Source organism: Streptomyces sp. NPDC058663 (assembly GCF_042716745.1).
Taxonomy (GTDB): domain Bacteria; phylum Actinomycetota; class Actinomycetes; order Streptomycetales; family Streptomycetaceae; genus Streptomyces.
Window position 1 is genome coordinate 117,702 of record NZ_JBHXRV010000004.1, and the last position, 24,397, is coordinate 142,098.

Sequence of the window (24,397 nt, forward strand, 5' to 3'; positions counted from 1 at the left end):
ACGCCGGCCGCCTCAGGCTCTGTCGCCGCCCGTGTCCTGTGCGTCGATCTCGCCGATCGCGAGCACGCGCACCGGTACGCCTTCGACTTCCCTGGGCACCACGTCTTCGGGACGGAGCCGGTCGCGGGCCACGGTACGGGTCACGAAGACGACGATGACGTCCTCGCCCGAGTACTCGTCCCTGCCGGTGCCGACTCCCGTCACATTGGCCGGCTGGAGCAGCCGGCTCTCATGGAGGTCACGGGCCTGTCCTGCGTCCACATGGCTCGCCCCCTCGCAATCGCTGTGCGGTGGTTCCGGCGGGGCTCCCCCGAACCGAGGCCGGTAGGGCATGTCTATTGCCGCCGCCCCCGGCGGTCAAGGCATTCACCACGAAATCTTGGGAATCCAGGTGATCTGCCCGAGTTGACCTTCTTCTGCGAGGCGGCCGGTCCGCCTTCTACGAGGCGCCCGGTCCGCGCAGCGTCACCAGCTCGCGGCCCACGCACAGATGGACCAGACCGCCGCCCGCCGCCGCCCGTACTCCGCCCATCCGCTCCACCGGCATCGCCCACTCCAGCGCACCGGTGCGCGGGTCCAGGGCGTGCAGGCCCCAGCCGTCCGAACGCCTCCCGGGGGCGGCGGGCAGCGCGGGGTCCGGGCCCGACGCGTAGAGCAGGCCGTCGGCCACCAGCGGGGGCGCGGCGTCGTCGGCGTCGATCCGGCACACGTCCCCCCGCACCCACAGCTGATGCCCGGTCACCGCGTCCAGGGCGCGCAGGTCCCCTTGGGTGCCGGTGTGCACCAGCCCCGCGGTGGCGGTGGGGGTGACCGTCGCCCCGTCGCCCGCCGGACGCGACCAGAGCCGCGTTCCGGTCGCCAGATCCACCGCGGCCACCGCGGACTCACCCGGGTAGTACCGGATTCCGGACGAGCCCGCGTGCGCCTGGGGATGGACGGCACCCCCGGGCACCTCCCGCTCGACCGTGCCGTCCCGGTCGCGCAGGACGATCAGCGGGCCGTCCGCCGGCTCCCGCAGCGAGACTCGCCGCTCGGACGTGGCGACCGCGAGCCGGCCGCCGTGCTGGTGGACCGCCCAGGCCCCGGTCACCGTCCCCGCCCGGTGCCAGAGCGGACGGCCGTCGCGCACTGCGAAGCCGTACGCCCGCCACCGCCGCCCGTGCTCGTCGCGGCGCTCCCAGTCGGTGCTGTCGGCGGCATGCGTCACCAGGCAGACCGACGTGGCAGAGACCGTCAAGTGGGCCGATGCGCCGTCCAATTCACTCGAAGGCGAGTTCGGAACGAACGGCCTGAACGGGTTGCGGACGAGCGGACCACTCGCCCAGCGGCGCGCGCCGGACACCGCGTCCAGGGCCACGATCCCGGGCTCCCGGAGCGGCAGCCGCAGCACGAACACCATGTCGCCCTGCACCCGGACACCCGCCAGGTGCTCCTCCTCGTAGCGCCACCGCACCGTGCCGGTCGACGCGTCCAGCTTGGTCAGTGCCCCGCCCGCCCGCACGTACAACGCGTCGCCGTGCCGCAGCAGTTCACCCCCGTAACCGGGCGAGGCGTCGAGCGCGCGCGACCACACGCCGCGGCCGGAGCGCCACCCGGGGCCGGGCGCGGCCGTTCCGGCCGGCCGTTGCTCCGGCTTCGGGCCGCCGTCGAGCAGGGTGACGGCCGCCGCCGCCGATCCCGTCACCGCGGTCACCGCCGCCCCCGCCCAGGCAAGAAACCGGCGGCGGCGGGGAGCGGGGAGCACAGGCGCCTCCGGTTCCGGTTCGACTTCCGGTTCGGTGCGAGGTACGTCGCGCCGGCCCGGCGGGGGTGCGTCGGCGGGGGGCCGCGGGCGGGTGTCGGTGGCCCTTCGCGGGGTGCGGAACGCCTCCGGGATCTCGTCCTCGGGCTCCGGCGGCTGCGGCCCGGCCGCGACGAGTTCGGCCGTCGCCTCCTCGTGCTCCCGGATCACCCCGAGGATCGGCTCCTCCTGCCACCACGGCACCTGCCCCGCCCGCCGAGAGGTCCAGTCGAGCACCTCCGGGACGGTCGGCCGGTCCGCCGGGGCCGGTGCCAGACAGCGGCGCAGGAAGCCCAGCCAGGCCTCGTCCGGCACGCCGAGCAGGTCCGGCGGCTCGTTCAGGGTGCGGTGCAGCACCTGAGCGGCGCTCCCCGAGCCGAACGGATTGCGGCCGGTGCTGGAGAGCACGAGCAGCGCACCGAGCGCGAACACGTCGGCGGGCGGGCCCACCTGGCCGGCCATGTCGCGGGTCAGCTGTTCGGGCGCGAGGAATCCCAGCTTGCCGGTGGGTCCCCCGGCACCCTTCAACGGCTTCCCGTCCACGTCCACGGCACCCTTCACGAGCTTCGCGAGGCCGAAGCCGAGGACCTGGGGGCCGTCCCGGGTGATCACGACATGGGCGGGTTTGAGGTCGCGGTGCACCAGACCGGCGGCGTGCACCGCGGTGAGCGCCCCGGCCAGCGCCGCGCCGAGCGTGCCCAGCGCCGCCGAGTCCAGCGGGCCGAGCGTGCTGACCGTGTCCACCAGCGAAGGGCCCGCGCAGAACTCGCTGACCAGCCAAGGGGGTTGCGCCCCGGGGTCCGCGTCCAGGACGGCGGCCGTGTGCACGTCGTCGACGGACCGGGCCGCCGTGACCTCCTGGCGGAACCGCTCCAGGAAGTCCGGGTCTGCGGCGAGGCGCGGGTGCACGGTGGTGAGGGCGACCAGCCGCCCGCCGGGGCAGTGCGCGAGCTCCACCCGCCCGGCGGCGCCCTCGCCCAGTGGCGCCACGACCCGGTACCGCGCAGGCCCGGCTGCGGATGTTGCGGCTGCCATGCCCGTAATCCCTCCCGTACGCCCGGCCGAACCCCGGACGCTCTCTGCGACGCCCGGGAAGGGGTGCGCGGTTGCGGGGCCGCACCCGTGGTGACGCACTCCACGCCGACGGCGTCGTCCGCCCCGGCCGCCATCCGTCCCGGGGAAACACTGCCCTGCGCACCTTCCGTGGCGCGCACCGGGGTCGCGCGGCCGGAGCGCCCGCCCGGTCGAATCCGGCTCGAACGGCAGGGAGGGCGACTACTCGAAGGGGGAGTCGGGCCTGACGGCCCCGCACCGCTCGCAACGGGAAACCGGAGGGGGAGGAGACCGGCCGCGGGCCGTCCGGCACGCCCGGCCGGCACACCGTCGACGGGCTGTCCGACTTGGTGTTCCCGAGGGTTCCGCCGCCGGCGGCCGGGCGGTCCGCGGCAGGGACCCGGCGGGGCCCGTGGGACGGCCGTGACGGCCCGGACCAGGGAGGCGGCAGGGAGACGGGCATGGCATCTACCGTCCGGTGGGCGCATACTGGAGGTAATGACTAAGCCAGCCGGAGCCCGGCGACACCTGCCGTCCAGTCCCTTCAACGTCCCGGCCCCGGCCGCCCCGCCCATTGAGAACTACGAGGTGGGAGACCGGGTTTCGCATGATCAATTCGGACTCGGAAGAGTCGTGGGAGTCGAGGGAGACCACGCCGTCCTCATCGACTTCTCCGGGCGTCAGGGGCGGATCCTCAGCCCCTACTCCAAGTTGACCAAGCTCTGAGCCCCCGAGGCTCCGGGACAAAACGCCTCCGCCCCGTTACCCGATCATCACGATTGGGGCACGGAGCGGAGGCGTTTGCCGTGTGCGGGGGAGAAACCCCGTAGAGGGTGGAGCGGGGGGAACCGGGCGTCAGGCGGCGGTTCCGGTCGGTTCGGTCATCGCGTCCGCCCACTCGACGAGGAGCAGTTCGTACTCCTCCGAGGGCCAGGCCCCGGTCGTCGTCTGCGCGTCCACGAGCCGGCGGATCGCCGCGTTGGTCCGGTCCGCTTCGGAGCCGCCCGCGGTGGGCGGTGAGGTGGTGGACATGCTTTCCAGGCTACGGGTGGGCCAGGGGCCCCAAACGCCGATCGCGCGTGGTGTCTGTCACGTGAGCTTCTCCCGCGGCCCCGCCGCCCGGAGCGGCGGGGTGACCCCGCTTACAAGGCCTGGGCGGCGGGGTGACCCGGGTTACAGGGCCTGGGCGGCGGGCTTGACCATTCCCCGGACGGTGCGGGACTTCACGAAGTCGCCGAGGCCGGTCATCTCCCACTCGCCACTGAACTGCTTGATCATCTTGGCCATCATCACGCCCGTCTGCGGCTCGGCGCCGGTCAGGTCGAAGCGGACCAGCTCTTCGCCCGTGGCGCCGTCGAGCAGCCGGCAGTACGCCTTGGCGACCTCGGTGAACTTCTGGCCGGTGAAGGAGTTCACCGTGAAGACCAGCCCCGTCGCCTCCGCCGGGATGCGGCCGAGGTCGACCACGATCACCTCGTCGTCTCCCGCGCCCTCACCGGTGAGGTTGTCGCCGGAGTGCTTGATCGCGCCGTTCAGGATGGACAGCTTGCCGAAGTAGCAGCTGTCGATCATCTTGCGGTTGCCGTCGTAGGCGATGACCGAGGCGTCCAGGTCGATGTCCTTGCCGCGGAACGCGGGCTCCCAGCCGAGGCCCATCTTGACCTGCGAGAGCAGCGGCTTGCCGCCCTTGACCAGGGAGACGGTCTGGTTCTTCTGCAGGCTGACCCGGCCCTTGTCCAGGTTGATCTTCCCGTTGCCCGGGGCGGGCGCGGCCGGTGCTGCCGGGGCCGGTGCTGCCGGGGCGGCGGCGGCCTGCGGGGCGGCCTTCCGCGGGTCGTAGGACGGCGTGGGGGCCGACGGCGGGGCCGCGGGGGCGGCAGCGGGGGCCGGAGCGGCCGCCGGGGCGGGCTCCTCCACGCTCACGCCGAAGTCGGTGGCGATGCCCGCCAGCCCGTTCGCGTACCCCTGGCCTACCGCGCGGACCTTCCACGCGCCGTTGCGCAGGTAGACCTCGACGACGACCAGGGCCGTCTCGCTGCCCAGCTGCGCGGGCGTGAAGGTGGCGATCACGCTGTTGTCGTCGGCGCCGCGCACGGTGGCGGTCGGCTCGATGCCCTGGAAGGTCTGGCCCGCGGCGTCCGGGCTCGCGGTGACGACGATCCGCTCGATGCCGGCCGGCAGCGCACCGGTGTCCACCACGATCGCGTCCGGCGCGGTGCCGTTGCCGGAGCGGTAGGTCACGCCGGGGCCCGCGGGCTGGTTGAAGAAGATGAAGTCGTCGTCGGAGCGCACCTTGCCGTCGGCGGTGAGCAGCAGGCCCGACACGTCGAGCCGCACCGGAGCGGCAACGTCCACGGCCACGCGGGCGGTGGGAAGCGGAATGTTCGAGCCAGAGGTCATTGCGGTCATGCCCCAGGTAACGACCGGGAGGGCTTTGCCGTTCCCTTACCTTGCGACGAATTCCCCGAATGCCGCGAAGGCTGCCCTGACCAGCGGTTTCGCGGAGGACGCGGGCCGTGCGCCCCTGCCGGACCGGTAACGGGGGTTCAGTACGGCCACTGCGGCGGGTCCACGCAGAACGTACCGCCCAGGAAGTCGTGGTCCGGGTCCCCGGGCTCCGGCTCGCCGTGCTCGGCGAGCAGCTTCTGCGCGTACTGCTCGGAGTCGTCCTCGGGCAGGTAGCCCAGTGCCCTCGCCGAGGAGAGGTCCCAGCGCAGCCGGGTGTTGGCCGAGGAGCCGTACACCACCGTGTGTCCGACCGAGGGCGCGCTCAGCGCCGCGACGAACAGACGGGCCGCGTCCCCCGGACTGAGCCACACCGAGAGCATCCGTACCGAGGCCGGCTCCATGGAGCACGCGCCGATCCGCACCGACACCGTCTCCAGGCCGTCCCGGTCCCAGAACAACTGGGCCAGATCCTCGCCGAAGGCCTTCGACAGGCCGTAGTAGCTGTCCGGGCGGTGCGGGGTGTCCACCGGGACGAGCGGGCCGCCGGGGCCCGGCAGCGGGGTGAAGCCCACCGCGTGGTTGCTGGAGGCCTGGACGATGCGGCCGACACCCGCCTCCCTGGCCGCTTCATAGAGGTTGTACGTCCCCTCGATGTTCGACCGCAGGATCTTCTCGAACGGGGCCTCCAGGGAGATCCCCGCCAGATGCACCACGGCGTCCACCCCCGCCACCGCCTCGCGCAGCGCCACCTTGTCGCCCAGGTCCGCGGTCACCGCGGTCGGCTCGCCCTCGATGGGCGTGGCGTCGAAGAGCCGCAGCGTGTATCCGTACGCCGGGAGCAGCCCCCGCATCAGGGTGCCGATGCCGCCGGCCGCGCCGGTCAGCAGAAGAGTGCGGGAAGGGGCGGGCGATGCGGGCATGGAGAGAACTCCTGGGCCTGAGCGGTGTGCACGGGTCGGCGACCGTCGTGACGCTAGGTACCGGGCAGCCCCCCGTCAAGTACGGGACGCGACACGGCGATTCGTGGCTGGAGATGGCCTCGGCCGATGAGTTTTCGCGGCGGCTCCGGTCATCCCTGGTACGGCTCCGCACCATTCCGTCCGGCCTCAGGAGAGAGACCTCATGACCATCACCACGACCGCCGCCGCCACCGCAGTCGTGTTCGACCTCGCACCGGCCGCCCGCCAGGTGGTCCGGCTGCTCGACGGTGTCCCCGACGCGCGCCTGGACGCGCCGACCCCCTGCGCGGCGTTCACCGTACGGGACCTGCTGGCCCATCTCATGGGGGTGAGCGCCGAGTTCCGGGCGGCCGCGGGCAAACGGCAGGCGCCACAGCCCGCCGAAGGGCCCGCCCTGGCACCCGACTGGCGGCGGGCTCTGCCGCGCCGGCTCACGGCACTCGCCGAGGCCTGGCACGGGCGGGACGCCTGGCGGGGCACCACCCGGGCCGACGGGGTCACCCTGCCCGCAGGCGTCGCCGCGCAGGTCGCCCTCGACGAACTGGTGCTGCACGGCTGGGATTTGGCGCGCGCCACCGGTCAGCCCTTCCGCTGCGACCGCGCCAGCCTCCAAGTGGTGTACGCACTGCTCGCCCCGGAGGCGGACAACCCGGCACGGACCCCGATGTTCGGCCCCGTCGTCGACGTACCGTACGGATCGCCCTTCGTGGACCGGGTGGTGGGGCTGGGCGGACGCGACCCGCAGTGGACACCCAGCAGGGTGTAACAGCCACTTGAATCCCCTCGGGGGCTGACGGCGGACCCGCCCTCGTGCCTACCATGCGTGGCTGCGACGCACATCCCACTGCGTCACCATCCGCCCGAGGGGAATCAGCTTGCGTACCAAGGTACTTCCCAGCCTGTTCTGTGCCGGACTCATAGCCGCCACCAGCGTGCTCACCGGCAGCGCCGCCACCGCGGCACCCGCGGCCGCGGCACCCGCGGCCGGCAGCGCGAGGACCGCTGCCGCCGAAGCGGACGCCACGAGCATCCGCGAGAAGCTGGAGCGCATCGAAGGACTGCGCATCGTCTCCCAGACGGAGAAGGAGGGGCGCCCCTTCTTCACGCTCACCCTGAGACAGCCCGTCGACCACCAGAACCCCCGCCGCGGCACCTTCGAGCAGCAGTTCACGCTGTGGCACAAGGACGAGGCGGCCCCGATGGTCCACTTCACCGGCGGCTACACCCTCTCGTCCTCGACCAGGGAGCTGACCACGCTGCTGGGTGCCAACCAGGTCAGCGTCGAGCACCGCTTCTTCGCCAAGTCCGTCCCCGCGGGGAAGACCGACTGGCGGAAGCTGACCATCCAGCAGCAGGCCGCCGACGAGCACAACATCGTGCAGGCCATGAAGAGCATCTACCGGGCGAAGTGGCTGGGCACGGGCGCCAGCAAGGGCGGCATGACGCAGGTCTACCACGAGCGCTTCTATCCCGGGGACCTGGACGCCGTCGTCGCCTACGTCGCCCCCAACGACGCGGACAACCGCGACGACCACGTCTACGACAACTTCTTCAAGACCGTCGGCACCCCCGAGTGCCGCACCGCACTGGACGCCGTGCAGCGCGAGATGCTGGTCCGCCGCAAGAGCATCCTGCCGCTCTTCGAGGCCACCTCCAAGGAGCAGGGCCTCACCTTCCAGCAGCTCGGGACCACCGACAGGGCCTACGAGTTCTCCGTCCTGGACCAGGTCTGGAACTTCTGGCAGTCCGGCTCCTACACCAACTGCCCGACCGTCCCGGACGCGAAGAAGGCCACCGACAAGGAGCTCTACGACTGGTCGCTCGGCCACGGCCTGTCGATCTACTCCGACAGCGACGCGGGCCCCGCGGGCACCGGCCCCTACTACCGGCAGGCCGCCGCCCAGCTCGGCTGGGCCGACCTGAAGTTCAAGCACCTGCGGGACGTCCGCAATCACCCGGACATCTACCAGCCCAACTCCCTGCTCCCCGCCGACATGCGCACCTCGTACAGCGGCTGGGACGCCAAGGACGTCGACCGCTGGGTGAAGACCCGCGGCGAGCGGATGATGTTCGTGTACGGGCAGAACGACCCGTGGAGCGCGGAGCGCTACCGCCCCTCGCGCCACGACTCGCACCTGTACGTCGCCCCGAACACCAACCACGGCGCCCTGATCTCCAAGCTGACCCCGGAGCAGCGCGCCGAGGCGGAGGCCACCGTCAAGCGGTGGGCGGGCGTGAAGTAGCCCGTACGTGTCCGGCACGGCCGAGTGGTGCCGTGCCGGACACGCCGCCGGGCCATGAGGGCTCAGCCGCCCAGTGCGGCCTTCATCATCTTCTGGGCCACCGGGGCCGCCAAACCGTTTCCGCTGACTTCCGAGCGGGCCGCGCCGGAGTCCTCGATCATGACGGCCACCGCGACCTCCTTGCCCGTCGACGCGCTCTTCGCGTACGAGGTGAACCAGGCGTACGGCGTCTTGCTGTTGTTGAGGCCGTGCTGCGCGGTGCCGGTCTTGCCGCCGACCTCCGCGCCAGGGATGCGGGCGTTCGTGCCCGTGCCGTCCTCGACGACCGTGACCATCGCGCTGCGGAGCTGTTCGGCGGTCCGCTCCGAGACCACGCGCCGGGAGCCCGCCCCGTCCTCGTACTTCTCCAGGACGTCGCCGCCGGCCGTGGTCACCTCGGACACCATGTGCGGGGCCGGCATCTCGCCGCCGTTTGACAGGGCCGCCGACACCATCGCCATCTGGAGCGGCGTCGCCGTCACGTCGAACTGGCCGATGCCGGACAGCGCCGTCTGCGCCTTGTCCATGCCCTTGGGGTACACGCTCTCGTACGCCCGCACCGGCACGTCCAGCTGCTCGTTGTTGAAGCCGAACTTCTCCGCCATCGCCTGCACCTTGTCCTGGCCCAGGTCCACGGCCAGCTTCGCGAAGACGTTGTTGCAGGAGTACTTGAGCGCGGTGCGCAGGGTCGCGTTCTCGCAGGGCGCGGACCGGTTCTCATTGTGCAGGACCGTCCGGGTGCCGGGCAGGGTGTACGGGTCGGGGCTCCCTGTGGGGGTGTCCACCGACGCGTACAGCCCGTTCTCCAGCGCGGCCGACGCCACGACCAGCTTGAACGTCGAGCCGGGCGGCAGCGGCTGGCGCATCGCCCGGTTCGTCATGGCCTTGTCCTCGTCGCTGCCCGCGGTCAGCCTGCGCCACTCCTCGCCGCCGTCCTGCCCGCTGATCTTCGACGGGTCGTAGCTGGGGGTACTGACCATGCCGAGGATGCGCCCCGTCTTCGGGTCGATCGCGACGGCCGCGCCCTTCTTGTCGCCGAGCGCCTCGGCCCCGGCCTGCTGGACGGCCGGGTCGATCGTCGTCACCACGTTGCCGGGCCGGGTGGGCTTGCCCGTCAGCAGGTCGGCGGGGTTCTTCAGCCGGTTGTCCGTGCCGTCCAGCACGTCGCGGTAGATGCCCTCCAGCTGCGTGGCCCCGTACACCTGCGAGCTGTAGCCGGTCACCGCCGCGTACAGCTTGCCGTCGGTGTACGTGCGTTGGTAGGCGAGGTCGCTGCCCTCCGTCCTCGTCGATCCGGTGACCGGGGAACCGGCCACGATGATGTTCCCGAGCGGGTTCGCGTACTGCGCGACGATGTTCCGCCGGTTGTCCTTGTGGTCTGCGAGCGCCTTGCCTTCGTACGCCTGCACCCAGGTCACCCGCACCAGAAGGGCGAGGACGAGCAGCAGGCAGAAGACCGCGGCGTGCCTGATCGTCTTGTTCATCCTGCTCAGAAGGACGAGCGAGAGGCGTCCGGGTGTTCCCGTCACGCCCCGTTTCTCATGGTTTCTTCATCGGGACCGGCCGCCCTCTCACGGCGTGCCGGTCAGCGGGGCCGTCAGCGGGGGCCTCAGCAGGGCGTCAGCGGGGAGTCAGCGGGGCCGTCAGCAGGGCCGTCAGCGGGGCCGGATGAAGCCCGATTCGTAGGCCACGATCACCGCCTGGGTGCGGTCCCTGGCCCCGGTCTTCGCCAGTACCGCCGCCACATGGGTCTTCGCGGTGGCCGCCCCGAAGCCCAGGGCGGCGGCGATCTCCGCGTTGGTCAGGCCCTTGGCCATCAGCCGCAGCACCTCCAGCTCCCGGTCGGTGAGCCGGTTCACCCACGGCGGGGCCGCCGACCCGGTGTGTCTGCCGTACTCGGCGGCCAGCGCCCGCACCGCCGCCGGGAACAGGAGGCTGTCGCTCCGGGCGACCAGCCGGACCGCTTGCACCAGGTCCTCGGCCGCCGACCGCTTCAGCAGGAACCCGGCCGCGCCCGCGCGCAGCGCCTCGTACACATAGCTGTCGTTCTCGAAGGTGGTCACGACGACGATGCGGGGCGCCGGGTCGAGAGTGGCCAGCAGCTGCTCGGTGGCGCGGATGCCGTCGATCTCCGGCATCCGTACGTCCATGAGCACCACATCGGGGCGCAGCGCCCGCACCACCGAGACCGCCTCGGCGCCCGTGGCCGCCTCCCCGACGACCTCCAGATCGGGTTCCGCTTCGAGGATGACGCGCAGCGCGGTGCGGACCATCCGCTCGTCGTCGGCGAGGACGACGCGGACGGGAGGGGAACCGGGGGCAGGGTGGGTCATCGGGTGCCGCCTTCCTTGCGAGAGGTACGGGGGGACCGGCGGGTACGGCGTGCGCGGGCGGTGCGGGTGGCGTCGGAGGTGTCAGAGGACTGGGAGGTGTCAGAGGTGCAGGAGGTGCTGGAGGCGTCGGACGTGCGGGAGGCTTCGGACGTGCGGGAGGCTGCGGACGTGCGGGCCGCGCCGGTGTCCGGTGCGAGCGGCAGCCGGGCGTAGAGCCGCCACATCCCGTCCTGCGGCCCGGCCGTGCTGTGTCCGCCCAGCAGGATCGCCCGCTCGGCCGTGCCGCGCAGCCCGCGGCCGCCGCCGGGGCGCACCACGGGCCCGCCGGCCGGCAGGGGATTCTCCAGCACGATCTCCAACTCGCCTTCCGTCAGAGCGACATGGAGTGACACCGGGACCTGGCCGCCGTGCCGCAGCGCGTTGCTCAGGCCCTCCTGGACGATCCGGTACGCCTCCCGCGACACCGGGTCGGGGACTTCGGCCGGGTCGCACTCCCCGGTGCGCGCGACCGGCACGCCACTGCGGGCCACCAGGTCGTCCAGCGCGTCCAGGGCGGGGCCGGAGAAGTCCGCGCCGCCGTCCGCCGGACTGTCCTCGCCCCGCCTCAGCACACCCAGTACGGCGTCGAGTTCGCCGACCGTGCGGCGGGTGGTCTCCTCGATGGCGGCCAGTGCCTCCCGGACGAACTCCACGTCCGAGGCCCGCCCGCTGTCCAGCACCTTGCGGGCCGCCCCCGCCTGGAGGGTCACCGCGCTCAGCGCGTGCCCCACCGAATCGTGCAGCTCCCGCGCCAGCCGGTTGCGCACCGCGAGATCGGCGGCCCGCCGCTCCGCCGCCGCGAGCCTGTCGGCCGGGGTCGGCCCGAGCAGCACGGGCGCCGCCCGGGCCAGCAGCGCGGCCGACCCGGCACTCGCCGCCGCCAGCAGCACCATCGACACGACACCGATCACCGGCGAGAGCACGAGCGTCCAGGTGTCGCCGGTGAGCGGCGGGACGTCGAAGCCGGTGCCCCGCAGCGCAGGCACGAACGGCAGCACGACGAGCAGCACCGCGAACGGCGTCAGCGCGAGCGACGCCCCGCCGATCACCCCGCCGAGGGTCAGGTGCAGCGTGAACCACCCGGCGGTCCGCACCCGCGCCGCCCGCGTCCCCGCCGCCCCGCCCGCCAGCCCGTCGCCGCCGCCCGCCGCGTCGGGCAGCAGCTTCAGCGAGCGGACCGCCGCCACCGAGAGCGGCCTGGCCGGGGCGAACAGCCCGAAGACGGCGGTCATCGGCAAGGTGGCCAGCAGCGCCAGGAACTGCGCCGGTACGGAAACGAAGACGTTGGGCGCACCGACCACCGGACCGACCACCACCACCGCGACCAGGTAGAACGGCATCAACAGGGCGGCGCCCACGATCAGATGGAGCCAGCCCGCCCGCGCCCGCCGGCCCAGCAGCCACTCCAGCCGCGCAGGGCTCATGCGGTGTGCCGTCGCCGCAGGAAGAACGCGGTGCCGCCGCCCAGGGCGAGGAATCCGGTGATCATCTGGACAGCGTAGGTCAGCGTCAGCGCCGTGATGGGCCGCATTCCGTCGTCGCCCATGAGAGCGATGCCGAACAGCTGCCAGCCGCCCCAGCAGCCGAGCGCGGCCGACGCCGCCCAGGCCCCGGCCAGCGGCACCCTCAGCGGCAGCCCGCCGCCGAGCCGCAGGGCGAGCACCAGCAGACTCACTGCCAGGAGCAGGGCGAACGAGGCGTGCACACCGTCCACGATCCGCTCGTCGAGCGACAGCACGCCCGTCCCGTTCTCCCCGCCGCCCACCGCGAGGCCCGCGCCCGCACCGGCCGCCCGCACCGCGTGCGGTACGGCGACGAGCGCGGCCAGGACGGCGGTCACCACGGCCGTGGCGCGCACCACCACACTCTGCGGCGCGAGCCCGCGGACCGCCCCCTGCCACAGGTGCCCCCACCGCTCCCGGGCATACAGCACGAACAGCGCGCCCAGGGCGGCGCCCTGCACGAGGAAGCCGCCGTACACCACCCCGAAGACCCACTCGTCCAGGAACGGCGCACTGCCCGCGGGGGCGGGTCCGCCGCCGGTGAACACCTTGACCGCCAGCTGGACCGGGAAGGCCGTCATGATCGGAGCGAGCAGTCCGGTGGCCGCCCACATGGGCAGCGTGAGGACGGGAGCGGGAACCCGGCGTCCCCACGCCTGGGTGAGCAGCAGGGCCAGCACGATCACGCAGGTGTCCATCAGGACGGTGCCCGCGTTGACCAGCGCCATCGTGTCCGAGTGCGCCAGCAGGAAGCTCCCGTCGGGGATGCCCAGCCGGCCGCCCGCGATCCAGCTGACCTTGAGGGCCAGGTACGGGACGCAGGAGACGACGGCCAGGGCCCGCAGGACGCGACGGGCGGGCGACGGAGGGATGGCGCATGCAGCCTGAACTGCGGGTGCGGCGAGCGGAGTGTGTGTCATGCCCTTCACCCTCCCGGCCACGCGGCCCGGGTACGTCCTGCCTGCCGGTGATCCGCCTCCGCCGTGCGGGGGAGACGATTGCCCGTTGGCCGGGAATCCCCGTTGAGCCGGGAATGGCAGGGCGTCCGCCTTCGTTGCCCCCTTTGTTGACACTTGTACTTGTGCGATCCGAGAGAAGAAAACCCATGGTCACGCCCGCCACCGCCCCCGCTTCCGGCCCTCTGCGCGTGGAAATCTGGTCCGACATCGCCTGCCCCTGGTGCTATGTCGGCAAGGCCCGCTTCGAGAAGGGGCTCGAGGAGTTCGCGCACCGGGGCGACGTCGAGGTCGTGCACCGTTCCTTCGAGCTCGACCCGAGCCGCGCCAAGGACGACGTCGTCCCCGTGGTCGACCTGCTCGCCCAGAAGTACGGGCGCACCCGTGAGCAGGCGCAGGCGATGGAGGAGACCGTCGCCGCCAACGCGCACGCCGAAGGCCTGGGCTACCGCACCGAGGGCCGGGACAACGGCTCCACCTTCGACATCCACCGGGTGCTGCACCTGGCCAAGGCCCGCGGCCTGCAGAGCGAGCTGCTCGACCTCGCCTACCGGGCGAACTTCGCCGAGGAGCACTCCGTCTTCGACGACGAGGTCCTGGTGACGCTCGCGGTGCGCGCCGGGCTGGACGAGCAGGAGACGCGCGCGGTGCTCGCCGACCCGGCCGCGTACGCCGAGGACGTCAGGGCCGACGAGCGCGAGGCCGCCGAACTGGGCGCGAACAGCGTGCCGTTCTTCGTCTTCGACCGCCGCTACGGAGTCTCCGGCGGCCAGCCGGCCGAGGTCTTCACCCAGGCGCTGGAGCAGGCCTGGCGGAGCCGCGGCCCGCTGACGGCGCTCGCCTCCACGCCGGACGCCGACGGCGCGGCCTGCGACGCGGACGGCAACTGCGCGTAGCCGTCGCACCCGGGCGGACGAAGGGGAAGCCCGCGGAAGGGAGTTGACCGCCGCGCCGGGGTTTCCCGGTGGGCGGAAGCCGCCCGGCAAGGCGGGATTCCCAGTGGACGGGAGCCGCCGGGCGGGGCGGGATTTCCGGTGGACGGGGCGTTGGCCGGCGGGGCAGAGTTCCCGCATGACGTCTACTCCTCTCCGCAGCCTCGCCCCGGAAGAGTTCGCCCCCGAGACGACCTACCTCAACACCTCCTCGTACGGTCTGACCCCGCGCCGTACCGTCGAAGCGGTCAAGGCCCTCGTCGAGCAGAACGCCACCGGCACCACCCCCAACCCCGGCACCTACGAGTCCTTCGAGCAGGCGCGCGAGGCCTACGGGCGGCTGATGTCGGTGCCCGCCGCGCGGGTCGCCGTCGGCACCTCGGTCGCGGTGCACGTCTCGGTGATCGCGAACGCGCTGCCGACCGGCGCCGAAGTCCTGATCCCCGAGGGCGAGTTCGCCTCCCTCGTCACCCCCTTCTCGGTACGCGGCGACCTCAAGGTGCGGTACGTCCCGCTGGACGACCTGGCCGCCGAGGTCCGCCCGGAGACGGCCCTGGTGGCCTGGTCGGCGGTGCAGTCGGCGGACGGCCGGATCGCCGACGACGCGGCGGTCAGGGCGGCCGCCGCCGCCCACGGCGCCCGCACCCTCGCGGACCTCTCCCAGTCGGCGGGCTGGCTGCCCTCCTCGGCCGGGTCCTACGACTACACGGTGGCCGGGGGCTACAAGTTCCTGCTCTGCCCGCGCGGCGTCTCCTTCCTGACGGTCTCCGAGGACGCCCAGGAACACCTCGTACCGGTGCAGGCGGGCTGGGTGGCCGCCGAGGACACCTGGGCCAGCACCTACGGCCCGGTCACCGAATTCGCCCGCTCCGCCCGGCGCTTCGACGCCTCGGCGCCGTTCCTCTGCTACGAGGGTGCCGTCCGCTCCCTGGAGCTCGTGGAGTCGCTCGGGCTCGAAGCGATCGGCACCCACAACGCGGCGCTCGCCGGCCGCCTCCGGGCCGGCCTGAGCGACCTGGGCCGCACCCCGGTCGCCTCCCCGGGCTCCGCCGTGGTGGCCGTGCCCGGCCTCGGTGACCGGGCGGACGACCTGGCCCGCGCCGGAATCAGGGCCTCGGCCCGCGCGGGCAACCTCCGGCTGTCGTTCCACCTGTACAACGGGACGGCGGACGTCGAAAGGGTGCTGGAAGTGCTGGGGCGGGACTAGGGCCGGCCACCCGGCCCGGCATGGTCGGCCCGGCATGGTCGGGCCGGGTGGTTTCCGGGCAAGCTCCTGCGTCCGCAGGGGCGGGCGTGGGTAGACTTTTCCATGCCTCTCACGGAGCGGGACTTCGCAGGCGCCACCGAACTGCTCGACGTGATAAGGAAGTTGACCCGGCGCAAGCGCTTCCTGGAGCGCACCCCGGAGAACGAGGTGCGCGGCGAGCGTCCGCTGCCCCTGGTCTGCCTGATCCGCGACCAGGGACCGAACGGCTTCCTCGGAGACCTGGGCGAGAGATGGCGGGCGTCCGAAAGCCGGCACCGGGCGCCGCACTGCTACCTCGACGCCGGCGCCACCACCGCGGGGAACGGCGCGGGGGAGTCCGGCCCGGCGCATACGCCGGACGGCGGGTCCCGCCGGCCCGAGCAGCCCTCGCGGCCCGACCGGGGCTTACGGCCGGAGCAACCCTCACGGCCCGACCAGGCCCTACGGCCGGAGCAGCCCGAACCGCCGCCACCGCCCGAGCCGCTCCTTCCCTTGCTGAACCGGCTGGCCACCGCGCTCGGCAACGACACCCGCAGCCCCACGCGCCCCTTCCGGTTCGGTTTCTACCGGCTCGCCGCCTGGCTGACCACCGAAGACCTCTCGGAAGCGGCGCGGCAGGGCGAGAAGGACAGAGAGGTCGGCGAACTGCTCCGCGGCCGGGGCGCCGGGGCGCACCAGCTGGACCCCGGCGTGGTGGCCGACACGGTGAACGCCTCGCCCCCGCCGCTCAACTTCGTCGCCTCGCTGCTGCGGCTGTTCGCCGAGGTCGGCCGGCTGCTGGGCCTGCGCAGAACGGGCCTGGCGCAGGAGGCCCGCTGGTTCATGCGGCAGCCCTTCATGGCCCCGCACTCGACGACGTTCCGCGGGCTCGCGAGCCGCCTCACCCTGGACAACCGTGACTCCGAGGACCTGGCGGAGATCAAGAAGCTGCTGGTGCACGCCTTCCTCGAAGACCTGCGCAGGACCTACCGGCGCAGCCGCAGGCGGGTGTTCCCCCGCCGTGCGGGATGGCGGCGCACCGCGTACCTCACCGTCCTGCTGGACAACGTCACCGAGGAGAACGGCGGCTGGGAGCTCCTGCGGCTGATCACCCAGGTCCGCAACGTGACCGGTGACCTCGATCCGCTCCTGGTGGTCGCGGCCGGCGACGAGCGGCCCGCGATGCTCGAAGCGGGCGAGGGCGGCGCACTCCACCCCGCCACGGAGGCGCGGACCGCCCTGGAGGACTGGGAGGACCATCTGCCCCGCAAGCGGCAGCAGCTGGCGGACAGCGCCCGCTACGTGTGGATCGCGCTCCCGCCCGCGCAGAGCGCCGCCGCGCCGTCCAGGGGCCGGCGGACCGCGGCCTTCGAGGCGCCCGCGCCGCCCGTACTGAGCCGGCGGGGGGTCGGGGAGGCACTGGCGGCAGGCCTGCTGGCGCTGGCGCTGCTGCCGGTGACCCTGAGCGTGGCCGACGAGTGGGGCGCCGACTGCACCTACTTCAGGGACGCCCTGTACGAGGGGGTCTCGGTGCGCACGGCCGAGCTGGCCCCCGGGGTCAGGCAGTGCATCGGCTACAGCGACAACGAGGTGCAGGTCTTCGGCGTCAACAAGCGGCTGGTGAAGGCCCAGAGAGCGCTTTTCGAGCAGAACCGCAAGGCGGCGGAGAAACACCGCGAACGGCCCGAGCGCCCGTACGTCACCCTCGTGCACTTCGTCGGCCTCACGCACCACAAGGACGACCCGGACACCGACCACGCGGCCGCCGAGGAACTGGAGGGAATGCTCCTGCGGCAGCGGGCGCAGAACGACATCAAGTCCCTCGGGGAACCGCTGCTCCGCGTCGTCGTCGCCAACGGCGGCGACGGGATGCGCCAGGCCCCGCAGGTGGTGCGGGAGATGCTCCGGCCGCTGTTCGAGGAGGACCCGTCGGTGATGGCGGTGGTCGGTCTCGACCGCACGGTGAGGGAGACCAAGGAGGCGATCACCGAGATCGGCCTGGCCGGAGTTCCGACGATCAGTACCACGCTCACCGGCACGGGTCTTGGCACCCTTTCGCCCCTCTACTTCCAGATGGTCCCGGACAACACGGTGCAGGCCCGGCTGATCGCCGAGTACGCCCTCCACCGCGGCGCCGGGAAGGTGGAACTGCACCATCCGGAGCAGGCCGACGAGTACGTGAGCACCCTGCTCGGCGCGACCAGGAAGGAACTGGCCCGGCTGAAGATCCCGCAGGGCGACGCTCCGTGGAAGGGCAGGGCCGACGGCGTGCCCTCGCTGTGCGCGGGCAACCGGGACCGCAGGCAGGAGATGGTCTTCTACATCGGCCGCGAGGGCGCCTTCGGCGAGTTCATGCGGGCCGCCACCAAGGGGTGCACCGACCTGGCGGACCTGCCGCTGATCGTCGCGGCCGACGCGGTGTCCCGGTTCGTCGCACAGGGCAACCGCCTCGCCGATCCGGACCTGGCCGGGCGGCCCATGTCGTACGTGGGGATGGGCAGCCTCGTCACGCTGGCCGGGAAGTCGTGTGCCGAGAAGGGGGAGCCCGCGGCGGCGCTGGGAAAGGGGGACTCGCTGCAGAGCTTCTGCGCGGGCTACCGGGAGCTGCGCGACGAGCTGGAGGCGGAGTTCCCGCCGGAGAAGGACGGCACGTCCGAGGGGCCCACGACGCCGTGGCCCGCCGAGCGCACGGGCATGGCGTACGACGTGGCGGAGCTGGTCGTGCACACGGTCTCGGAGGTGCGCAAGCAGCTGGAGTCGCAGCACCGGCCCGCCTCGCCGCACCGGGCGGCAGTCGCCCAGCAGCTCAGGGACACCACGTTCCAGGGCGCGACCGGCCCGGTCGATTTCGGCACGTCGCGGATAGGCAACGAGCGCATCCTCGCCGTCCTGCGGATCGACAGCATCTCCGCGCTGAAGGACTCGCCCGCCTGCGACTTCCTGCTGGGCGACCTCCCGGGCAAACTGCGACCGGACCCGCGGACCCACTGCCCGGTGTAGCGGCCGGTTCAGTGCGGCGGCCCTTCCGCGACCGCCGCACCGGACATGTCCGGCAGCCTCAGCCGTCCGCCCCGGTCCGCCGGCCGCGCGCCCACACCACGGCCCCGCCGCCCGCGGCCAGCAGCAGCGCGCCGCCGCCCACCAGGTACGGTGTCGCCGGACTCCCGCCGGTCTCCGCCAGGTTGACCGGTGCGGCCGCCACCGTCTGCGGTGCGGGCGCCGCAACTGCCGGAGCCGCCGGGGGCTTCGGGGCCGCCGGTACCTCGCGCTGCACGGTCTGCACCTGCGGAGTGGTGCAACTCGTCTCCGCCAGCGTCACCACGCCCTCCACCTCCGCCACGTTCAGCTTCAGCGGATTCACCGACACCTTGAGCTCCAGCGCCGCGGCCGCGGCCGTCCGCGTCGTCGTGTCCGTCTTCGACAGGGTCAGGGTCACTTCGCCGACCGCCGGGACCCGCACCCTGCTCACCCCGCCCGCCGTCAGGGTGATCCGTTTGCCCAGCACCGTGACCCGGCCCAGCGCGTTCGCCCCGGCCTCGGGGCGGGCGCCCGCCACGCACACCGCACGCGAGGTGATCTTCTCGACCTCGATGAGGGAGAGCAGGGGAAGTCCGGGGACGTGGACCTTCGCGTGGGCGAGTTCCGCGCGGCCCTCGGCCCGGTCGCCCGTCACGTCGGCCTTCGCCGTGGCGACGTCCGCCTTCAGCATCGACACCGGCTGCCCCTTGTCGACACCGTCGACGGTCACGGCCAGCGCGGTGCGGGCCGCGGTGCCGGGCGCGCGCACCTCGTTGAGGGAGGTCCGCAGCGGCACGTTCACCGACTTGTTGAGGAGCGACACGTCGAGTCCGGCGCGCAGTACGGACGCGCCGGCCTTCCCGCCGGAACCGCCGGAACCAGTGGCGTGCGCCGGAGCCGCCGCCAGCAGCGCCATCGGCCCGGCGGCCAGGGCGAACGTCAGCGCCCCTGCGGCGGAACGGCGTGCGGGCATGCGGAAGAGAGAGCTGTTCAAGGTGGTGGAACCCCCACGAGTAATTGGTGCCGTCCGGCCCACCCGCCACGGGGGACACCGTGGGTGCGGCCGACGACCGGGACACCGGAATCCTTACGCACGGAGAGTGAATGGGGAGACACCTGGGGTGAGTTCACTCCAAAGGGGAGTTTCCGGCCGTGCGTTCGTTTCCTCGCGTCCGCTCCGGCACGGTGTTCGTGCCCACCCCGGCAGAATCACCGTCCCGGGGAGGCGCACCAGGGGTACGTACCCCTGCCGGAGCCGCCCCCGCGTCAACCGCGCGCCCCGCCACCCCTGTTCGCTCCGGCTGCCGCCCTCACTCCACCACTCGCCCGTTCAGCACCACGTGCCGCGGCGCCCCCAGCACCCGTACGTCCGCCCGCGGATCCGCCTCGTACACCACCAGGTCCGCCGGAGCTCCTTCCTCCAGCCCAGGCCGGCCCAGCCAGCGCCTGGCACCCCACGCGGTGGCGTTCAGCGCGTCCAGGGCCGGAATGCCCGCCCTGACCAGCTCGGCGACCTCCTCGCCGACCAGCCCGTGCGGCAGCGAGCCCCCGGCATCGGTGCCGACGAAGACCGGGATGCCCGCGTCGTAGGCGGCGCGCACGGTGTCGTACCTGCGGGCGTGCAGTTCCCTCATGTGGGCCGACCACCGCGGGAACTTGGCCTCGCCGCCGTCCGCGAGGTGCGGGAAGGTCGCGATGTTCACCAGCGTCGGTACGATCGCCACCCCGCGCTCCGCGAAGAGCGGCAGGGTGTCCTCGGTCAGCCCCGTCGCGTGCTCGACACAGTCGATCCCGGCCTCCACCAGGTCCCGCAGCGAGTTCTCCGCGAAGCAGTGCGCGGTCACCCGCGCGCCAAGACGGTGCGCCTCGGCGATGGCGGCCTCCACCTCGCCGCGCGGCCAGCACGGGGTGAGATCCCCGGCCTCCCGGTCGATCCAGTCACCGACGAGCTTCACCCAGCCGTCGCCGCGCCGCGCCTCGGCCGCCACATAGGCCACCAGATCGCCCGGCTCGATCTCGTGCGCGTAGTTGCGGATGTAACGGCGGGTCCGGGCGATGTGCCGGCCCGCCCTGATGATCTTCGGCAGATCGGCGCGGTCGTCGACCCACCGGGTGTCCGCCGCCGAACCGGCGTCCCGCAGCAGCAGCGCCCCCGCCCCCCGGTCGGTGAGCGCCTGCTTCTCGGTGGTCTGCGCGTCCACCGCCCCGTGCGCATCGAGCCCCACATGGCAGTGCGCGTCCACCAGGCCGGGCAGCACCCATCCCTCGATCACCGCGAAGCCGTCGCCGGGGGGCCGCTCGTAGGTCAGCCGGCCGTCCACCGCCCAGACCTCCTCGCGTACGTCCTCGGGCCCGGCCAGCACCCGCCCCTTCACGTGCAGCACCTCGTGATCACTCATGCCGAGCACTGTACGAGCGGCCAGCTACCCTCGGCCGGGTAGCACCGCACACTGATCCGAAGAGAGCTCTCCCGTGACCGTGAAGCCCCCGCACACTCCGCACCCGCTGCTGGACCTGCCCCCCGTGACCGCAGCGGACTTCGCCCGCATCGAGCGCCGCGTCGCCGCCCTGCTGCGCACCGAGCAGGACGTGGTGATCATGCAGGGCGAGGCGCTGCTGCCCCTGGAAGGCTGCATCAGGGCCGGGGCCCGGCGCGGCTCGACCGCGCTGAACATCGTCACGGGCCCCTACGGGCAGACCTTCGGCAACTGGCTGCGGGACTGCGGCGCCACCGTGATCGACCTCGCCGTGCCGTTCCACACGGCGGTCACCGCCGCCCAGGTCGCCGAGGCGCTCGCCGTGCACCCGCAGACCGACTTCGTCTCGCTGGTGCACGCCGAGGCGGCCACCGGCAACACCAACCCGGTCGCGGAGATCGGAGAAGTCGTGCGCGCGCACGGAGCCCTGTTCTCCCTGGACGCGGTCGCCTCGGTCGGCGCCGAGCCGGTGGAACCGGACGCGTGGGGCGTCGACATGTGCGTCATCGGCGCGCAGAAGGCGATGGGCGGCCCGGCCGGGGTCTCCGCGGTCTCCGTGAGCGCCCGCGCCTGGGAGCGGTTCGCCGCCAACCCGGACGCGCCCCGCGCCTCGTACCTCTCGCTGCTGGACTGGAAGCAGCGGTGGATCGACGGCGGCCGCAAGGCGCTGATGTTCGCCCCCGCTCAGCTGGAGATGCTGGCCCTGGACGCCTGCCTGGAGCGCATCGAGACCGAGGGGCTCGACGCCGTCATGGCGCGGCACGCCACGGCCGCCGCGGCGACGCGGGCGGGTGCCCTCGCGCTCGGCGGCGGCATCGAGCCGTTCGTGTACGAGGCCCAGGACGCGGCCCCCGTCGCCACCACCCTGCGCGTGACCGGCTCCCTGGACGCCTCCGAGGTCGTCGCGAGGGCCCTTGCCCTCGACCCGGCGGTCCCGCTGGTCGCGGGCGGCGGTGCGCTCGCCAAGGAGATGCTCCGGGTCAACCACTACGGCGCGGACGCCACCCGCGAGGCGGTGCTCGCCTCGCTGACGGCGCTGGGCAGTGCGCTGGAGGAGCTCGGCGCGCCGGGAGGGAAGACCGCTTCTGCCCGGAGTGCCGTGGCGGAAACCTGGCCCGGCTAATAATTCACAGGTAATTGTCGACGGGATTGCATGCCATTCCCTGGAATTCACAGAAGTTCACAGAAAACGGGAAGCTGCTTATTCACCGCAGCTTCCCGTTTTCTTATGCCCGCTCTTCCCGGGCCTAAACGCCAAGATTTCGTAGGGGGTTCACAGGTGTTTCGGGCGTGTGACCGACCCCACATGCAAGACGATTTGCCCGGTAATTTCCGGGCAAATCGTCTTCATTTGCGATCGGTGTGCCGACGGCTCGCGCTCGCGCGATAACACGTTCAGTGCTTTTGGCCAACCCCGCACCACCATGCATTTTTTGAATTTGCTCGGTAAATTTCACCGACATGACTGCCGCACAAGCAGACCCAGTAACCACATCAGTTTTGGAGATCGACAGCCCGCGAGTGGAGGACGGAGCTGCGATCTGGCGCATTGCCCGCGACTCCGAGGTCCTGGACCTGAACTCCTCGTACAGCTACCTCCTGTGGTGTCGCGACTTCGCGACGACCTCGGTGGTCGCCCGCGACCGGCCCGGTGGCGACCCGATTGCGTTCATCACCGGCTACGTCCGCCCGGAGCGCCCCGAGACGCTGGTCGTCTGGCAGGTCGCCGTGGACGACGCGCACCGCGGCCGCGGCCTGGCCGGCACGCTGCTGGACGCGCTGACCCTGAAGGTCGCCGCCAGCCACGGCATCAGCACCGTCGAGACGACCATCACGCCGGACAACGTCCCGTCCGACCGGTTGTTCACCTCGTACGCGGAGCGCCGTGGCGCGACCGTGAGCCGCGAGGTCCTCTTCGACGAGGGCGTCTTCCCGGCCGATTCGGGCGAGAGCCACCTGCCCGAGGTGCTGTACCGGATCGCCCCGGTCGCGGCCTGAGCCGTACGCGCACCGTCCCTCGCGGGCATGCCCGCGCACTTCTTCTTCGTACACCCTCTCCCCATCCCAGGAGATCGCTGTGACCATCACCCCCCCTGCCCTGAGCGTCTTCGAAACCCTCGAGTCCGAGGTCCGCAGCTACTGCCGCAGCTGGCCCGCCGTGTTCGACCGCGCGCAGGGCAGCCACCTCCACGACGAGGACGGCCACACCTACCTCGACTTCTTCGCCGGCGCCGGGTCCCTCAACTACGGGCACAACAACCCGGTGCTGAAACGGGCCCTGATCGACTACATCGAGCGGGACGGCATCACCCACGGCCTGGACATGGCGACCACCGCCAAGCGCGCCTTCCTGGAGACGTTCCAGAACGTGATCCTGCGCCCGCGCGACCTGCCGTACAAGGTGATGTTCCCCGGTCCGACGGGCACCAACGCCGTCGAGGCCGCGCTGAAGCTGGCCCGCAAGGTCAAGGGCCGCGAGTCGGTCGTCTCCTTCACCAACGCCTTCCACGGCATGTCGCTGGGCTCGCTCGCCGTCACCGGCAACGCGTTCAAGCGCGCCGGAGCGGGCATCCCGCTGGTGCACGGCACCCCGATGCCGTTCGACAACTACTTCGACGGCACGGTCCCGGACTTCATGTGGTTCGAGCGCCTCCTGGAGGACCAGGGCTCGGGCCTCAACAAGCCCGCCGCCGTGATCGTGGAGACCGTGCAGGGCGAGGGCGGCATCAACGTCGCCCGCGCCGAGTGGCTGCGCGCCCTCCAGGACCTGTGCCACCGCCAGGACATGCTGCTGATCGTCGACGACATCCAGATGGGCTGCGGCCGCACCGGCGCGTTCTTCTCCTTCGAGGAGGCGGGCATCCAGCCGGACATCGTCACCCTGTCGAAGTCGATCAGCGGATACGGCATGCCCATGTCGCTCTGCCTGTTCAAGCCGGAGCTCGACGTGTGGGAGCCGGGCGAGCACAACGGCACCTTCCGCGGCAACAACCCCGCCTTCGTCACCGCCGCCGCCACGCTCAACGCCTACTGGGCGGACGGGCAGATGGAGAAGCAGACCCTGGCACGCGGCGAACTCGTCGAGCGCGCCCTGCTCGCCATCGCCGACGAGAACGCCGAGGCCGGCGTGAGCTTCCGCGGCCGCGGCCTGGTCTGGGGCATCGAGTTCACCGACAAGGACCGCGCCACCGCCGTCTGCCGGCGCGCCTTCGAGCTCGGCATGCTCCTGGAGACCTCGGGCCCGCAGAGCGAGGTCGTGAAGCTGCTTCCTGCGCTCACCATCTCCGCCGACGAGCTCGACCAGGGCCTGCGCATCCTGGCGCGCGCGGTCCGCGAGACCGCCTGACCCCTCGTCACGCGCGGTCCGCGAGACCGCCCGGCGCCCCGTCGCCG

The 24,397-nt window shown here is 72.5% G+C and carries 20 protein-coding genes; 9 read left to right on the top strand and 11 right to left on the bottom strand.

The genetic code is table 11. From position 1 onward, the window contains the following. Positions 1 to 12: 12 nt before the first annotated feature. On the bottom strand, positions 13 to 261 hold the full coding sequence (locus ACFWVV_RS04370; RefSeq protein ID WP_384349662.1) for a hypothetical protein: 249 nt from the start codon (positions 259 to 261) through the stop codon (positions 13 to 15). A gap of 178 nt (positions 262 to 439) precedes the next feature. Beyond that, entirely contained in the window at positions 440 to 2,815 is a 2,376-nt protein-coding gene (locus ACFWVV_RS04375; RefSeq protein ID WP_384349665.1) for a PQQ-binding-like beta-propeller repeat protein, read from the bottom strand. A gap of 516 nt (positions 2,816 to 3,331) precedes the next feature. Between ACFWVV_RS04375 and ACFWVV_RS04380 the strand changes: the two genes are divergently transcribed. Beyond that, a complete protein-coding gene (locus ACFWVV_RS04380) occupies positions 3,332 to 3,559 on the top strand; it encodes a hypothetical protein (RefSeq protein WP_384349668.1) in 228 nt (75 codons plus the stop codon). Between the two features lie 129 nt (positions 3,560 to 3,688). Here ACFWVV_RS04380 and ACFWVV_RS04385 read toward each other — a convergent pair whose 3' ends face one another. From ACFWVV_RS04385 to ACFWVV_RS04395, 3 genes are all read right to left on the bottom strand, one after another. Next, positions 3,689 to 3,865 (bottom strand): hypothetical protein, encoded by a 177-nt coding sequence (locus ACFWVV_RS04385; RefSeq protein ID WP_384349670.1) that lies wholly within the window; start codon positions 3,863 to 3,865, stop codon positions 3,689 to 3,691. 141 nt (positions 3,866 to 4,006) lie between these two features. Next, a complete protein-coding gene (locus tag ACFWVV_RS04390) occupies positions 4,007 to 5,242 on the bottom strand; it encodes a TerD family protein (protein ID WP_384349673.1) in 1,236 nt (411 codons plus the stop codon). A gap of 137 nt (positions 5,243 to 5,379) precedes the next feature. Then, the gene (locus ACFWVV_RS04395; protein WP_384349676.1) at positions 5,380 to 6,201 is read right to left on the bottom strand and encodes an NAD-dependent epimerase/dehydratase family protein; all 822 of its coding nucleotides are present in this window, start codon (positions 6,199 to 6,201) and stop codon (positions 5,380 to 5,382) included. 202 nt (positions 6,202 to 6,403) lie between these two features. On the opposite strand from ACFWVV_RS04395, the gene ACFWVV_RS04400 reads away from it, so the two are divergent. Beyond that, on the top strand, positions 6,404 to 7,006 hold the full coding sequence (locus ACFWVV_RS04400; protein WP_384349679.1) for a TIGR03086 family metal-binding protein: 603 nt from the start codon (positions 6,404 to 6,406) through the stop codon (positions 7,004 to 7,006). A gap of 109 nt (positions 7,007 to 7,115) precedes the next feature. Further along, on the top strand, positions 7,116 to 8,483 hold the full coding sequence (locus tag ACFWVV_RS04405) for a S28 family serine protease (RefSeq protein WP_384349682.1): 1,368 nt from the start codon (positions 7,116 to 7,118) through the stop codon (positions 8,481 to 8,483). Positions 8,484 to 8,545: 62 nt separating this feature from the next. Here the strand turns inward: ACFWVV_RS04405 and ACFWVV_RS04410 are convergent, their stop codons facing one another. The 4 genes from ACFWVV_RS04410 to ACFWVV_RS04425 all read right to left on the bottom strand — a co-directional run bounded on the left by ACFWVV_RS04410 (position 8,546) and on the right by ACFWVV_RS04425 (position 13,316). Next, a complete protein-coding gene (locus ACFWVV_RS04410; RefSeq protein ID WP_384349839.1) occupies positions 8,546 to 10,006 on the bottom strand; it encodes a peptidoglycan D,D-transpeptidase FtsI family protein in 1,461 nt (486 codons plus the stop codon). Between the two features lie 171 nt (positions 10,007 to 10,177). Further along, on the bottom strand, positions 10,178 to 10,855 hold the full coding sequence (locus ACFWVV_RS04415) for a response regulator (RefSeq protein WP_384349684.1): 678 nt from the start codon (positions 10,853 to 10,855) through the stop codon (positions 10,178 to 10,180). Continuing rightward, positions 10,852 to 12,318: a sensor histidine kinase gene (locus ACFWVV_RS04420; RefSeq protein WP_384349687.1), complete on the bottom strand. Its 1,467-nt coding sequence runs from the start codon at positions 12,316 to 12,318 to the stop codon at positions 10,852 to 10,854. The genes ACFWVV_RS04415 and ACFWVV_RS04420 overlap by 4 nt, the downstream gene beginning before the upstream one ends. Continuing rightward, entirely contained in the window at positions 12,315 to 13,316 is a 1,002-nt protein-coding gene (locus ACFWVV_RS04425) for a hypothetical protein (RefSeq protein ID WP_384349690.1), read from the bottom strand. The genes ACFWVV_RS04420 and ACFWVV_RS04425 overlap by 4 nt, the downstream gene beginning before the upstream one ends. A gap of 221 nt (positions 13,317 to 13,537) precedes the next feature. Between ACFWVV_RS04425 and ACFWVV_RS04430 the strand changes: the two genes are divergently transcribed. From ACFWVV_RS04430 to ACFWVV_RS04440, 3 genes are all read left to right on the top strand, one after another. Further along, entirely contained in the window at positions 13,538 to 14,248 is a 711-nt protein-coding gene (locus tag ACFWVV_RS04430) for a DsbA family oxidoreductase (protein WP_384349842.1), read from the top strand. 175 nt (positions 14,249 to 14,423) lie between these two features. Beyond that, complete coding sequence (locus tag ACFWVV_RS04435; protein WP_384349692.1) at positions 14,424 to 15,491, top strand: aminotransferase class V-fold PLP-dependent enzyme; 1,068 nt, start codon at positions 14,424 to 14,426, stop codon at positions 15,489 to 15,491. 102 nt (positions 15,492 to 15,593) lie between these two features. Continuing rightward, positions 15,594 to 18,509 (top strand): hypothetical protein, encoded by a 2,916-nt coding sequence (locus ACFWVV_RS04440; RefSeq protein ID WP_384349695.1) that lies wholly within the window; start codon positions 15,594 to 15,596, stop codon positions 18,507 to 18,509. A gap of 58 nt (positions 18,510 to 18,567) precedes the next feature. Here the strand turns inward: ACFWVV_RS04440 and ACFWVV_RS04445 are convergent, their stop codons facing one another. Next, entirely contained in the window at positions 18,568 to 19,521 is a 954-nt protein-coding gene (locus ACFWVV_RS04445) for an SCO1860 family LAETG-anchored protein (RefSeq protein WP_384422605.1), read from the bottom strand. Between the two features lie 316 nt (positions 19,522 to 19,837). Continuing rightward, a complete protein-coding gene (locus ACFWVV_RS04450) occupies positions 19,838 to 20,926 on the bottom strand; it encodes an amidohydrolase family protein (RefSeq protein ID WP_384349701.1) in 1,089 nt (362 codons plus the stop codon). 73 nt (positions 20,927 to 20,999) lie between these two features. On the opposite strand from ACFWVV_RS04450, the gene ACFWVV_RS04455 reads away from it, so the two are divergent. From ACFWVV_RS04455 to ectB, 3 genes are all read left to right on the top strand, one after another. Then, positions 21,000 to 22,127 carry a pyridoxal-phosphate-dependent aminotransferase family protein gene (locus ACFWVV_RS04455; RefSeq protein ID WP_384349704.1) on the top strand — a complete coding sequence of 376 codons (1,128 nt, stop codon included), beginning with the start codon at positions 21,000 to 21,002 and terminating at the stop codon, positions 22,125 to 22,127. Positions 22,128 to 22,465: 338 nt separating this feature from the next. Further along, a complete protein-coding gene (ectA, locus tag ACFWVV_RS04460) occupies positions 22,466 to 23,002 on the top strand; it encodes a diaminobutyrate acetyltransferase (RefSeq protein WP_384349707.1) in 537 nt (178 codons plus the stop codon). Positions 23,003 to 23,081: 79 nt separating this feature from the next. Beyond that, entirely contained in the window at positions 23,082 to 24,350 is a 1,269-nt protein-coding gene (ectB, locus tag ACFWVV_RS04465) for a diaminobutyrate--2-oxoglutarate transaminase (RefSeq protein ID WP_384349710.1), read from the top strand. Positions 24,351 to 24,397 lie beyond the last annotated feature (47 nt).

Bases quoted from the DNA above. Each gene is read 5' to 3' on its own strand.
- ACFWVV_RS04390 (WP_384349673.1), bottom strand. From the start codon at position 5,242: ATGACCGCAATGACCTCTGGCTCGAACATTCCGCTTCCCACCGCCCGC.
- ectA (WP_384349707.1), top strand. From the start codon at position 22,466: ATGACTGCCGCACAAGCAGACCCAGTAACCACATCAGTTTTGGAGATC.
- ACFWVV_RS04385 (WP_384349670.1), bottom strand. From the start codon at position 3,865: ATGTCCACCACCTCACCGCCCACCGCGGGCGGCTCCGAAGCGGACCGG.
- ACFWVV_RS04400 (WP_384349679.1), top strand. From the start codon at position 6,404: ATGACCATCACCACGACCGCCGCCGCCACCGCAGTCGTGTTCGACCTC.
- ACFWVV_RS04440 (WP_384349695.1), top strand. From the start codon at position 15,594: ATGCCTCTCACGGAGCGGGACTTCGCAGGCGCCACCGAACTGCTCGAC.
- ACFWVV_RS04450 (WP_384349701.1), bottom strand. From the start codon at position 20,926: ATGAGTGATCACGAGGTGCTGCACGTGAAGGGGCGGGTGCTGGCCGGG.
- ACFWVV_RS04375 (WP_384349665.1), bottom strand. From the start codon at position 2,815: ATGGCAGCCGCAACATCCGCAGCCGGGCCTGCGCGGTACCGGGTCGTG.
- ACFWVV_RS04425 (WP_384349690.1), bottom strand. From the start codon at position 13,316: ATGACACACACTCCGCTCGCCGCACCCGCAGTTCAGGCTGCATGCGCC.
- ACFWVV_RS04410 (WP_384349839.1), bottom strand. From the start codon at position 10,006: ATGAACAAGACGATCAGGCACGCCGCGGTCTTCTGCCTGCTGCTCGTC.
- ACFWVV_RS04435 (WP_384349692.1), top strand. From the start codon at position 14,424: ATGACGTCTACTCCTCTCCGCAGCCTCGCCCCGGAAGAGTTCGCCCCC.
- ACFWVV_RS04395 (WP_384349676.1), bottom strand. From the start codon at position 6,201: ATGCCCGCATCGCCCGCCCCTTCCCGCACTCTTCTGCTGACCGGCGCG.
- ACFWVV_RS04420 (WP_384349687.1), bottom strand. From the start codon at position 12,318: ATGAGCCCTGCGCGGCTGGAGTGGCTGCTGGGCCGGCGGGCGCGGGCG.
- ACFWVV_RS04380 (WP_384349668.1), top strand. From the start codon at position 3,332: ATGACTAAGCCAGCCGGAGCCCGGCGACACCTGCCGTCCAGTCCCTTC.
- ACFWVV_RS04415 (WP_384349684.1), bottom strand. From the start codon at position 10,855: ATGACCCACCCTGCCCCCGGTTCCCCTCCCGTCCGCGTCGTCCTCGCC.